Raw genomic sequence first — 12,189 nt, forward strand, 5'->3', positions numbered from 1 at the left:
TACGTTATGGTGATTACACTGCTATCGTTCTGCATATCAAATAGCTATTTCTTATTAAAGGAGCGTTTTTATGACTCGAAGATATACCTATATCATTCTTACATACATCCTTATGCAAGTTTCTGTTTTTCTCGCTGTACCGCTATTGGTATTCGTATTCCATGTTAATCCAGTACTTGCGAACATTTATTGGGCAGTTTTTAGTTTTAGTGCCGGTCTAATCATTGTTCTTTGGCTATTAAAACCAGAAATGCAAATGCGGGCACGCCCGGATGCTGCTGGAATAGGCTCTATCATTGTATGGGCTATAATCGGGGTGTTTATGGCTTTCCTATCTCAGGGACTGGCCGTAACGATTGAAATGGAGATACTAGGAATCGATCCCGGTTCTGAAAACACACAAGGGATTATGAATATGGCCCGTACGGCACCGATATTTATTATTCTTCCAGCAATTCTTGCACCTATTTTAGAAGAAATCATTTTTCGAAAAATTATTTTTGGATCACTTTATAAAAAGATGAACTTTTTCTTAGCCGCATTGATTTCTTCCCTTATTTTTGCCGTGATTCATATGGATTTTACACATATACTCATGTATGCAGCGATGGGATTTGTCTTTGCTTTTCTCTATGTGCAGACCAAGCGAATTATTGTGCCGATTCTGGTACACGCTGGAATGAACTCACTTGTCGTTTTAGCACAATATTCTTTGGATCCAGAAGAGATTCAAAAACAACTTGAACAATTACAATTCATCTTCTTTGGAGGTTAACATGCATCGTCCTTATTTATTTAAAGCTATCACTTACCTCGTATTTGGTGCTCTATTCATTTATTTCGGTATTTCCAGTAAAGGAGAAACCGTTTGGAATACAGTAACACTTATATTCGCAGCATTTGCAGCGTTAAATTTCTATGGTGGATTCCGAATGCTGCGTTTCTATTTTAAAATAAAGAAAAAAAAATAAAAAACTAGCTCTAATTGGCGGTTCTTCTTCTAGGAATTCACCAATGGGCTAGTTTTTTTATACATAAAAATACAACAATGCCAGTCACTATCCATTGCCTATTCTTCTTCCAAAGAATAATGCTTAAGGAAATAAACAAGCGATTGCAATTCCACCGCCAAATCAATATGATGAATGCGAATATGACTTGGCACCGTAATGCGAGCTGGCGTGAAATTTAGAATTCCTTTAATCCCTAAATGAACAAGTCTATTGGCAGTTGCATCCGCTTCCTCAGCAGGTATCGTTAAAATCGCAACATCAATCCCATTAATTTTGTCCTCCAGTTCATCCACATGGTAAACTGGAACCCCGCCAACTTCTTTTCCTACCTTTGATTCATCCGCATCAAATGCCATCGTGATACGGATATTATTGTTCTTTAAAAAATTATAATGTAAAAATGCAGTTCCTAGATTTCCAACACCAATTAAAGCAACCTCCGTGACTTCATGCTGGTCTAGCGTACTCTTGAAAAATCCCAATAAATACTCCACATTATATCCATAGCCCTTTTTCCCAAGAGCACCAAAATAAGAAAAATCTCTGCGAATCGTTGCAGAATCTACTTTAACCGCTTCACTTAACTCTTTAGAAGATACTCGCAGCTTCCCTTGCTGATATAAATTATTGAGAAATCGATAGTATAAAGGCAAACGTTTTGCTGTTGCCTGTGGAATTTTACTTTGTTCCATAAAAAAAGCCTCTCTTCAAATACTAAAATATAAAAGAACTTACATGCTCATTAAACAGAAATTTTTGACATAGTAAGTTTCCTATTACCAATGAATGAAAAGTGCGAAAAAGGATAATAAATATAAATTTTTTATGTATTAAGTTAATAATGCGTTACCACACTCTTCCCTATTAATATTAACAGAAATTTAACAAAGATGGTGAACTTTATCATAAATTTATTGTGGCTTCTATATCGATACGTTACACTAAGAAGAGGTATTTGAAAAAAGTTAGGTTTTCCTTTGAGAGTTGTTCAGAACAAGAGGAAAATAGATGATAGCTTTCCATTCATTCACGACAATTTTTTGAGCAGCTTTTTAATGATTAGAAAGGATGGCAACAATGATATTAATGCAACTAAACGGAATCTCTAAAGCTTTTGGGGCAGAAGAGATTCTTTCTAATATAAAAATCGAAATTAAAGATAATGAGCGTATTGCAATCGTGGGCCGAAATGGAGCCGGAAAATCAACGCTCCTCAAAATAATGGCAGGTGAAACCTCCTATGATGGAGGAGAAATTTTCAAACCGAAAGACTTAACATTTGGTTATCTCTCGCAGCACATGACCTTAGAATCTGGAAAAACGATTTGGAAAGAGATGCTCGATGTCTTTACGCCATTACTTTCGATGGAGAAGAAATTGCGTGAACTCGAACTCCAGATGGCAGATGCTTCTGCTATGGATCAAGCAGCCTACCAGCAGCTCCTCGAAAAGTATGACAAGCTTCAACATGACTATCAAGTTAGAGGCGGATATACTTATCAAGCAGAAATTAAATCTGTATTAAATGGGTTATCCTTTGGAGATTATGACTATGATACATTGATTACAGATTTAAGCGGCGGACAGAAGACAAGATTAGCTCTTGGTAAATTACTCTTACAAAAACCACAGCTTCTTATCCTGGACGAGCCGACAAACCACTTAGACATTGATACACTGACCTGGCTGGAAAGTTATTTAGTCAATTATCCCGGCGCTGTCGTAATTGTTTCACATGACCGCTATTTCTTAGATAAAACGGTATCTATTGTTTATGAGATTTCTAGACATCATTCGAAAAAATTTCATGGAACCTATAGTGATTATTTAACGCAAAAAGCCCTTGATTATGAGCAAGAGAAAAAAGAGTTTGAAAAACAACAAACAGAAATCCAGCGAATGGAAGATTTTATTCAGCGTAATTTAGCACGTGCTTCGACTACCAAACGAGCACAAAGCAGACGAAAACAACTTGAAAAAATAGAACGGATGGAACGGCCTTTAGGTGATGAATCTTCTGCATCTATTTCCTTCCAAATTGACCGTCAAAGCGGAAATGATGTACTAAAAATAAAAGATTTAGCATTCCAATATCCCGATACAGAACAACCTATTTTTAAAAATATCACACTGCACGCGAACCGTGGCGATCGCATCGCGCTGGTTGGTCCAAATGGTGTCGGGAAAACCACCTTATTAAAAAATATTGTTGGGAAACATCAACCTAATCAAGGCGAGATTCAGTTAGGAACGAACGTTCAAATAGGCTATTATGATCAAGAACAAGCGAATCTAAACTCGAATAAGACCGTTCTCGGGGAGCTTTGGGATGACTATCCGCTGGTCAATGAAAAAGATATTCGTACGATCCTTGGTAATTTTCTATTCACGGGCGAAGACGTTCTAAAACCAGTGTCTGCATTAAGCGGTGGAGAAAAATCAAGACTAGCCTTAGCTAAATTAAAAATGCAAAAGGCAAATTTGCTTATTCTTGATGAACCAACCAACCACTTAGATATTGATAGCAAAGAAGTGCTAGAAAGTGCTTTAATTGATTTTCCGGGAACCATTGTATTTGTTTCGCATGACCGCTATTTTATTAACCGTATTGCTGATCAAGTCGCAGAAATGCAAGCAAATGGTGTTAAAATGTACCTTGGAGACTATGATTATTATTTAGAGAAAAAGGCAGAAGAAGAAGAGCGGCGATTGTTAAAATTACAAGAACAACAGGCAGGGCAAGAAAAATCTGTAACTTCTACGAAACGACTCAGTTTTCAAGAGGAAAAGCAACGTCAGCGTGAAGAACGTAAAAGAAAGCGCCGGATTGAAGAGTTGGAAATATTGATTGAACAGAAGGAAACAGAAGTTGCTGATATTGAATTGGCAATGACGACACCGGATGTCTTTGATGATCACAAAAAGACGATGGAATTAACTGAGAAATTATCCCGTTTAAAAGAAGAATTAGATGACTACATGGAAGAATGGGCTGTATTAGAAGAAGATTCATTAGATAATTGATATAATTTTCAGACCGTTGTATACTAAAAGCAGGCAGATCGATTGCCTGCTTTTTCACACTTTAGGTAAGTAATAAATGGAGGTTGTTGTCTCGTGGCGATACCCATCGTTACTTTTTTGATTTTTATCATCGGCAGTTTTACGTACTATGCTTTGAAAGAAACAACGCTATCTACCTCAATCAACGAAGATGCACGATTATATGCTGTTCTTCGTTTCCTTCCCTATGGAATTATCTTTATCAGCCTCTTCAGCAGTGCATGGCTTGGTATTGCTATCGCTATGCCAATTGCCCAGTATCTCTCCAAATTTGTTTTGCCTTTTTCACAAGTTATCAATCAATTCATTGCGGTGTTTTCCTTGAGCATTCTCTTATTTGGAGTTTGGCTTTGTATGGGATACCTATTGCCAAAATGGCTTGCAAAAAAGCACCCGCAACTTATTATCAAAGGACTATCCCTATTGTCCTTAACTTCCGTTGATAAAGACATCCAGGATCTAAAATCCCTGCCAAAAAAACAGCAGGAAGAAACGCCAAATATCATTGAATTTAGCGGAAAAGATGTAGGAGAAATTGCAACACATCGTACAGACTTAGCAGTTCTGCAAATGGATGCCAGCTTAGATGACGTTTTTTCGATGATTGAAGAAGTAGAATTCACTCGCATTCCAGTTTACGATCAAGATATTGATCAAATTGTAGGGATTTTATATGTAAAGGATTTCTTTAGCCTTCTTAAATCAGGCGTTTCCCCTGCCTTTTTTTCTCTAAAATACCTTATTCGAAATGCCCATTTCGTGAGAATGAATCAAGAAATTGACGACGTTTTTAAAGACATGAAGAAAAAAGATTATACCATCGCAATCGTTCTCGATGAATTTGGCGGGACACATGGCTTAATTACCTTAGAAGATATTATCAGAGATATTACAAAAGATTTATTAGGTGAGCAAAAATCAATAGCGCCAGAATCAAAAGAAATTGTGCACCTTACAGATAACCGCTATCTTATTGCTGGCTCGACAAGTTTGTTTGTCCTAGAAGGTACGCTTGGGGTGGAGTTTCCAATTGATACGGATCAAACATTGGCTAACTTTTTGTCAGAGTTAATGACCCATCTCCCGGAGAAACAACACACCATAAAGTATAAACATCTGCAGTTTACGATACAGTCGGTAAAAGACAATCAAATTGAGTCAGTTATTGTTACGGTGCATGATGAAGATATTATGGAGCATCAATTTATTGGATAGGTTTATCTTTAACGCAAAAGCGCATGAAGATAAAATAAATTATCTCCATGCGCTTTTTTATTTAAATAAATAGTCATTCTGTATCGTTTCCTCTACCGCCACTCTATAAATAACTGCTACTCCCAACATGGTCGACATCACAGAGCTTCCCCCGTAACTTAATAAGAGCAGAGGGATACCGGTAATTGGCATAATTCCAATCGTCATGCCAATGTTTTGAAAAACATGGACAAGCATTAAACTTAAAAATCCAAAACAGAAATAAGCTCCGAATGGCGAGTGTTTATATATATTTAACCCTAACGTTACTAATTTATATAAAAACATAAAATATAGAAGAACTACAAATGCACTCCCGACAAAACCAAAACTTTCGCCAATCACAGAGAAGATAAAATCTGTTTGTGCTTCTGGATAATTTACTTCAATACTTCCCATTCCTTTACCAAATAATTGGCCCGATCCAAGTGCCATATGCGAACGTTCAAAATGGTAGTTTGCATCTGCTGTTTGCTGTGATGGGTCAAACCAGGTCATAACACGGTCAATTTGATAAGCTTTTACTCCAAGGGTATCTATAGCAAATCCCGGAAACTCGATAACAACTAGCAATGCCATTCCAATAACAGCAATACCAGAGAGGATCAAGGAAAAAATGATTTTCCAATTAATCCCTGATAAAATAATCAACATTCCTACAATAAATAAATATACCATCGCAGTCCCGAAGTCCGGCTGCAGCATAATTAGAAAAACCGGGATTCCAGTATACAAAAGTAACTTTCCAAGAAGCTTTAAATCTGTCTTCAGGGTGCTTACTTCGAATTTTTCCTTATGTTTGCTGATTACTGCCGCTAGGAAAAGAATCGTAGTTATTTTAACAAACTCTGCAGGCTGAAGAGACATCCCTGGCAGAAAAGTGTACCAGCTCTTTGCGCCGTTAATTGATTTTGCGATAAACTCTGGGCTGATAGGCAGCAATGCTAATATAACAATCCCGCCTAAATAACTATAGAGACTTGTTTTATACAATTGCTCCAAGTCCAAAAACTGAACAGCTGCAATCATGCCAATACCAATTACGTAAAATATCATTTGCTTTAATACGAAGTTCGAGTCATATTGCTCTAATTGTTGTGCATTATATATCGCCAAAAAACTTATTATTGCAAAGGCAAGCAATAATAAGATCAGGTCGGTTTGAAAATAATAATTTTGTTTTTTATTCATCGGGTTCCCACCAAATTTCTTGCTGTCGATATTCTATACTTTATCCCGCTATTCATCTTATGATTATCCACAATGATTTTTAGCGAAAAATGTCGACATAGCTAGTTATTCATAAAATTATTCACATCATCCACAATGAAATAATCAGTTATCCACTTTTTCATATAGAATCGCTATCGATTTTATAAACGATCGTGCATATCCTATTTTAACATTAAAGAGGGATTTGCGTTTAAATCTAGTGCAGTAAATTTTTCTTTTTTATATAAAATTGTTCCAGCTGCTGCAATCATAGCTGCATTATCTGTACATAAATGAATTGGTGGAATAGACAGATCAATACTCAAATCGCTAAAACGATTCTTTAAACTTTTTCGTAACCCTTTGTTTGCAGCAACGCCGCCAGCAACAATCACTTGCTTCACATTATATTGATTTGCTGCACGAAACGTTTTTTCCGTTAATACGTCAATAACACTTTGTTGAAAGCTCGCTGCAACATCTGCCGGATCTAGTGTTTCGCCACGCTGTTCTGCATTATGAAGCGTATTGATAACAGCTGACTTTAAGCCGCTAAAGCTAAAGTCATAACTTCCCTCTTCCAGCCAAGCACGCGGAAAATCAATCGTTGCCTCCCCTTCCGTGCTTAAACGGTCAATTTCTGGTCCGCCCGGATAAGGAAGTTTTAACATTCTTGCTACTTTATCATATGCTTCTCCAGCAGCGTCATCTCTTGTTTCACCAATTAACTCATAGTCATAATGATCTCTCATAAGAACTAGCTCTGTGTGCCCTCCTGAGACGATAAGAGCTAATAGTGGAAAAGTAAACTCATTCTCTAATCGGTTCGCATAAATATGCCCAGCGATGTGATGAACACCAATAAGCGGCTTATTTTTTGCAAAAGCCAGTGCTTTCGCTGCATTCACACCAACCAGAAGTGCCCCTACCAGTCCTGGACCTTCCGTAACAGCAATTGCATCGATATCATCCCAAGTTACTTCTGCTTTGTTTATTGCCTCTTCTAAAACCATTGTAATTTGTTCTACATGATGTCTAGAAGCTATTTCAGGAACAACTCCGCCAAATCGCTTATGGCTTTCAATTTGTGAAGCAACCACGTTAGAGAGTATTTCACGACCATTCCGTACAATGGATGCAGCCGTTTCATCACAGCTTGTTTCTATACCTAATATAATTGTATCTTTTTTCATTTTAAATTCACCCACATTACCATAGCATCTTCAAAATTATCCGTGTAATAGTGCTTTCGTATTCCACCAGGAACAAGCCCAAACTTCCTGTATAAGGATTGAGCAACTACGTTAGAAACACGTACCTCTAAAGAAAGCCGCTCTATCCCTTGGCTTGTCATCAAAGCCATGACATAACCAAATAACTTCTCACCGATTTTATGTCCACGCATATCCGGGTGAACAGCAAAGTTTGTTATTTGTCCATCTTCCCATACAATCCATGAACCGATATAGCCAATAATTCGCTCCTGTATGCAGGCTACAAAATAATAAGCATGTTCATTTTCACATAGCTCTTTATGAAATACCTCCGCATCCCAAGGTTCTGCAAAAGAAGCTTCTTCAACTTCTAGTACACCCGGGATGTCCTCTAAGGTCATCTGACGAATGACAAGTTCACTCATGAATTTGTTTTTTCCTTCTGCTGCTTTTGCCAGTTTGCTTCTGCCTCTGCTAAGCGAAGATAATTGGGAACTAATGCATGTACAGAATCTGCTTCTCTTTCCGATCCTAACAATGCTAGATGAGAGGCTTTTGGTAAACGTAATGACGTATCGGCGATGATTGCTTTATCCTGCAAATGCTCGATAATCAATTCTTCAAAAGAGGCTATATCCGGACTTATGAACAGCACTTTTTCTTCCTGATTTTTGAGTTTTGTCAGCCATTCTGTCATTAATATATTTTCTTCTTCCATCACCGTTTCGAGTTTACCATTTTTCCAGTGATACGCACCTGTGTAAACCAAACCACGTCTTGCGTCAAAAAATGGGCAAATGATCCCTTCAAATAATGTCCCTTGATAAGCCAATGTCTCTAAACTCGATACACCGATAACTGGTATATTCAATGCCCAAGCCATTGTTTTGGCTGTTGCTAAACCAATTCGAACCCCTGTATAAGATCCCGGCCCTTGAGCAACAACAATCCGATCTAATTCAGAAGGTTGGACATGAACGTCTTGCATTAACTTTTCAATTGCTGGCATTAAACGCACAGAATGATTTTTAGCAATATTGGTGGTGATTTCACCAATTATTTGTTTATCCTCCAATAATGCCACACTCAAAACTTGATTGGAAGTATCCATCGCAAGTATTTTCATAAAAAAACTCCTAACTCAATGCTTTCACAACTTGTTCGAAATGCTCCCCGAAAGGAGTAAGTGTTATTTCCCGACTGTTATCATTTTCTGAATAACGAAGGGCAATATCTAAACGCTCTTCTGGCAAGAAAGGTGCAATAAAACTTGCCCATTCAATCACTGTAACTCCATTTCCAAAGAAATAGTCATCAAAACCGATATCCTCCATTGAATTCTCCAACCGATACACATCCATATGATAAAGAGGCATACGGCCGCGATACTCTTTCACAATTGTAAAAGTTGGGCTGCTGATATTTCGTTTAATATCCAGTCCCTTTGCCAACCCCTTTGTAAAAGTTGTCTTCCCGACGCCCAATTCACCTTCAAGGGTCAATACATCATTCGGCTGTAATTCTTTAGCTAATCGATATGCAAAATCCTGTGTATCTTTTTCTGTTTTTAAAAGCTTTTGCAACGCATCCACCTACTTTAAATGTGTGTATCCACTTTTCGTTAATTGTTTCGTCTCTCCTGCCGATTGAATGAGGACACTTGGTTTTGCTGCTTCATGAACATAACCAATCTGCTGGACTGGTGTATCTGTTTCAGCAGCAACTGCCTGTACCTTTTTCCAACCCTGTTCAGAAACAGTCCCTAAAAGTTCAAAGTCTTCTCCCCCTGATACTTTCCAATCATACTGCTGTTTCTCAGAAAATTGGTCAAAGTTTTTGGAAACGGGAATCCTTTCCTCTATAATAGTGAGCTCTACTCTCGAGGCCTCTGCTATTTCATTCGCTTCATTTGAAATCCCATCACTAATATCATTTAATGCCACACGATCTATATCCCTCAACCCTAATGCCAACGCTACTCTCGGCTTCGGTAATCGGTGACGCTCTATATAGTAATTCTTATCTTTATATTCTTGCCCTTGCAGCAATATCTCTAACCCCGCTCTGGAATCTCCTAACGTTCCTGTAGCAAAAACAATATCACCCGGTTTGGCATGGCTTCGGTATCTTGCTTTATCTTTTGGTACATAACCCATAGCTGTAATCGAAATCATTAAACGATCACTCGATACAGTATCCCCGCCAATCAAGTCCATTCGATACAAGGAAGCAAGTTCATTCATCCCCTGATAAATTTCTTCTAAAGATTCTTGTTTCCACTTTTTTGGAATACACATCGAAACCAAATAAAAAGCAGGTTCTGCTCCCATTGCTGCTAAATCACTAATATTTGCAGCAAGCACACGATAGCCGATATGGAAAGGCTCCATGGTTTCTAAAGAAAAATGAATGTTTTCAACAAATGTATCAACCGTGGTGACAATATCAGAGGTACTGCGTAAAACAGCCGCATCGTCGCCAATTCCTTTTATCAAAGAAGGCTGTTTATATGCTTTAGGCTTAATAGCGTTGATAAATGAAAATTCATCCATGATTATATCACCAATTCCTTTATTTCACGTCAGAAATGAAGTATTCTTACGCAGTGAAATCTTAATATGCAAGTATAACAAAACAAACATTCGCTGAAGAACGAGCGAATGCAAGTTTTTCTAATCTACTACTTATCATAGCAAATCAACGCCAAAAAATAAAAAATTAAGTCATAATAATGGATGCAAATGATTGGTCTTATCCAATTCATATATTTTTCATCATCACAAGTGCCAAGTTTAAGTTATGGCATTAAAAAAACACATGTTTCTTAACGGAAACCATGTGTTGCTGATTACTATTATTTTAAAAAATCATGGCGGTCCGGACGGGACTCGAACCCGCGACCTCCTGCGTGACAGGCAGGCATTCTAACCAACTGAACTACCGGACCAAACTTATGTATTGCTTCTTTGCTTATCCAGTACTTCATTGGTGAATCTGGATCTTATTTGGTTGCGGGGGCAGGATTTGAACCTGCGACCTTTGGGTTATGAGCCCAACGAGCTGCCAGACTGCTCCACCCCGCGATATGAATAATTAGTATTTTTCTATTCCTCTTAACGAGGACAAAACCTATTATATCCTTTTTTGAAGAAGAATGCAATACCTTTTTAAAACTTTTTTATCCATTCAGGGTTCTTTTTGTATATTTTAGTATATTTTACGAGGTTAACCAAAATAACAAATTCTTATAACCATATTTTATGGCAATATGAATACCAAAATTAAATGAATTATCTGGCGGAATGGTAATGATAACATGTGTCACCTTGAGCGCTTGCGCAATTACCAATTATTGGCAAATAGAATCAGTATCTAATATCCATTGATATACATATTTGAAAACGCTCGATACAGTGTAACCATATTATAATGCGAGTTTACTTAAAGATGAATTGTAACTATCAGACAAAAATGGACCGCTGCCTTAGATATGACGTTAGTCACAAGGCGTAGCCGTAAAAGCAAGTAATTCTATCTACGTATTAAAAAATAAACACCTAAACCAACAAAATTATTCCTATTATAATTACAGCACTTTTAATTACAGGCACCGGCAATTTTTGCAAAAATATTGTGACAAGTTCTAATTCAAAAAAATATTTGCAGGAAATCGACTTTTAGCTTTAAGATCAATCTTATTCATTTTGAAAATACTATTGGCAATAACAATAACGCCCCAGATACAAAAAATACTGCCTAATATATATCCCACCCTGTTCTCCCCTTCCTACACGCTTATCATAAATGTATCATACCTCATCTATCTTATCACTGATGAAATTCAGCTAAAATGTATAACGAGTTATTACAAATACGCAGCTATTTGTGCTCTTTTTCAAATACGGTTAAATGTACAGTATTTCTGATCCGCTGAACAAAAGCTTAGCGCGCATGTCTAAAAATGTAGAGTTCTGAGCCTCCGTTCTTTGGGGGGTTCTCGACATTAATCGAATTTCCTTTACTTAAGTGATAAAGAAATATGTCCCTACTTACAGCCAATTTTGACTTTCGCCACGGGCATAAGTGCGACTTTGACTCTGTCTGTTCCTGTCGCCAAATCTTCTTTACGGCTCGTAGCTCTAATGTTGGCGCTCAGAGCCGATACGGCTACCTTTACCTTTCTATGAATCATTATCCACAAGGAGATAATTTTATAATTTCTTATACAAAAAAAGAGTTAAGCATAATCATAATGCTTAGCTCTTTTTATTTGCCTGGCAGCGTCCTACTCTCGCAGGGGGAGAACCCCCAACTACCATTGGCGCTGAAGAACTTAACTTCTGTGTTCGGCATGGGAACAGGTGTGACCTCTTCGCTATCGCCACCAGACCTAAAATATTTAATTGGGATTTTGCACCCTGAAAACTAAATAA

Annotated in this window: 11 protein-coding genes, 2 tRNA genes and 1 rRNA gene; 4 read left to right on the forward strand and 10 right to left on the reverse strand. The window is 37.5% G+C overall.

The window, feature by feature from the left end; genetic code table 11:
• The first annotated feature begins 70 nt into the window (after positions 1–70).
• Entirely contained in the window at positions 71–775 is a 705-nt protein-coding gene (locus tag KI343_RS17950) for a CPBP family intramembrane glutamic endopeptidase (RefSeq protein ID WP_212927796.1), read from the forward strand.
• A gap of 1 nt (position 776) precedes the next feature.
• A complete protein-coding gene (locus KI343_RS17955) occupies positions 777–971 on the forward strand; it encodes a YdiK family protein (protein WP_212927797.1) in 195 nt (64 codons plus the stop codon).
• Between the two features lie 98 nt (positions 972–1,069).
• Here the strand turns inward: KI343_RS17955 and KI343_RS17960 are convergent, their stop codons facing one another.
• Entirely contained in the window at positions 1,070–1,705 is a 636-nt protein-coding gene (locus KI343_RS17960) for a redox-sensing transcriptional repressor Rex (protein ID WP_212927798.1), read from the reverse strand.
• A gap of 385 nt (positions 1,706–2,090) precedes the next feature.
• On the opposite strand from KI343_RS17960, the gene KI343_RS17965 reads away from it, so the two are divergent.
• Both KI343_RS17965 and KI343_RS17970 read left to right on the forward strand, forming a co-directional pair.
• Positions 2,091–4,037 carry an ABC-F family ATP-binding cassette domain-containing protein gene (locus KI343_RS17965; RefSeq protein ID WP_212927799.1) on the forward strand — a complete coding sequence of 649 codons (1,947 nt, stop codon included), beginning with the start codon at positions 2,091–2,093 and terminating at the stop codon, positions 4,035–4,037.
• Between the two features lie 93 nt (positions 4,038–4,130).
• Positions 4,131–5,291 carry a transporter associated domain-containing protein gene (locus KI343_RS17970; RefSeq protein ID WP_212927800.1) on the forward strand — a complete coding sequence of 387 codons (1,161 nt, stop codon included), beginning with the start codon at positions 4,131–4,133 and terminating at the stop codon, positions 5,289–5,291.
• 57 nt (positions 5,292–5,348) lie between these two features.
• Here KI343_RS17970 and KI343_RS17975 read toward each other — a convergent pair whose 3' ends face one another.
• The 9 genes from KI343_RS17975 to rrf form a co-directional block, all read right to left on the reverse strand.
• The gene (locus KI343_RS17975; RefSeq protein WP_212927801.1) at positions 5,349–6,521 is read right to left on the reverse strand and encodes an FtsW/RodA/SpoVE family cell cycle protein; all 1,173 of its coding nucleotides are present in this window, start codon (positions 6,519–6,521) and stop codon (positions 5,349–5,351) included.
• A 203-nt stretch (positions 6,522–6,724) separates the two neighbouring features.
• Entirely contained in the window at positions 6,725–7,735 is a 1,011-nt protein-coding gene (gene tsaD / locus KI343_RS17980; protein ID WP_212927802.1) for a tRNA (adenosine(37)-N6)-threonylcarbamoyltransferase complex transferase subunit TsaD, read from the reverse strand.
• Positions 7,732–8,181: a ribosomal protein S18-alanine N-acetyltransferase gene (rimI, locus tag KI343_RS17985; RefSeq protein WP_212927803.1), complete on the reverse strand. Its 450-nt coding sequence runs from the start codon at positions 8,179–8,181 to the stop codon at positions 7,732–7,734. Before rimI ends, tsaD begins: the two co-directional genes overlap by 4 nt.
• Complete coding sequence (gene tsaB, locus KI343_RS17990; protein WP_212927804.1) at positions 8,178–8,882, reverse strand: tRNA (adenosine(37)-N6)-threonylcarbamoyltransferase complex dimerization subunit type 1 TsaB; 705 nt, start codon at positions 8,880–8,882, stop codon at positions 8,178–8,180. The genes rimI and tsaB overlap by 4 nt, the downstream gene beginning before the upstream one ends.
• Before the next feature lie 10 nt (positions 8,883–8,892).
• The gene (gene tsaE, locus KI343_RS17995) at positions 8,893–9,348 is read right to left on the reverse strand and encodes a tRNA (adenosine(37)-N6)-threonylcarbamoyltransferase complex ATPase subunit type 1 TsaE (RefSeq protein WP_374705451.1); all 456 of its coding nucleotides are present in this window, start codon (positions 9,346–9,348) and stop codon (positions 8,893–8,895) included.
• Entirely contained in the window at positions 9,349–10,308 is a 960-nt protein-coding gene (gene thiL, locus KI343_RS18000) for a thiamine-phosphate kinase (RefSeq protein WP_212927806.1), read from the reverse strand.
• Positions 10,309–10,626: 318 nt separating this feature from the next.
• A tRNA-Asp gene (locus tag KI343_RS18005) sits at positions 10,627–10,703 on the reverse strand.
• A 59-nt stretch (positions 10,704–10,762) separates the two neighbouring features.
• A tRNA-Met gene (locus KI343_RS18010) sits at positions 10,763–10,839 on the reverse strand.
• Between the two features lie 1,189 nt (positions 10,840–12,028).
• Positions 12,029–12,145, reverse strand: a 5S ribosomal RNA gene (gene rrf / locus KI343_RS18015).
• Positions 12,146–12,189: the final 44 nt, after the last annotated feature.

Origin of the sequence: Oceanobacillus sp. J11TS1 (assembly GCF_018333215.1) — a bacterium.
Classification (GTDB): Bacteria; Bacillota; Bacilli; order Bacillales; family Amphibacillaceae; genus Oceanobacillus.

Excerpts from the sequence above, each read along its gene's own strand:
- KI343_RS17950 (WP_212927796.1), top strand. The coding sequence starts at position 71 with ATGACTCGAAGATATACCTATATCATTCTTACATACATCCTTATGCAA.
- KI343_RS17955 (WP_212927797.1), top strand. The coding sequence starts at position 777 with ATGCATCGTCCTTATTTATTTAAAGCTATCACTTACCTCGTATTTGGT.
- KI343_RS17960 (WP_212927798.1), bottom strand. The coding sequence starts at position 1,705 with ATGGAACAAAGTAAAATTCCACAGGCAACAGCAAAACGTTTGCCTTTA.
- KI343_RS17965 (WP_212927799.1), top strand. The coding sequence starts at position 2,091 with ATGATATTAATGCAACTAAACGGAATCTCTAAAGCTTTTGGGGCAGAA.
- KI343_RS17975 (WP_212927801.1), bottom strand. The coding sequence starts at position 6,521 with ATGAATAAAAAACAAAATTATTATTTTCAAACCGACCTGATCTTATTA.
- tsaD (WP_212927802.1), bottom strand. The coding sequence starts at position 7,735 with ATGAAAAAAGATACAATTATATTAGGTATAGAAACAAGCTGTGATGAA.
- rimI (WP_212927803.1), bottom strand. The coding sequence starts at position 8,181 with ATGAGTGAACTTGTCATTCGTCAGATGACCTTAGAGGACATCCCGGGT.
- tsaB (WP_212927804.1), bottom strand. The coding sequence starts at position 8,882 with ATGAAAATACTTGCGATGGATACTTCCAATCAAGTTTTGAGTGTGGCA.
- thiL (WP_212927806.1), bottom strand. The coding sequence starts at position 10,308 with ATGGATGAATTTTCATTTATCAACGCTATTAAGCCTAAAGCATATAAA.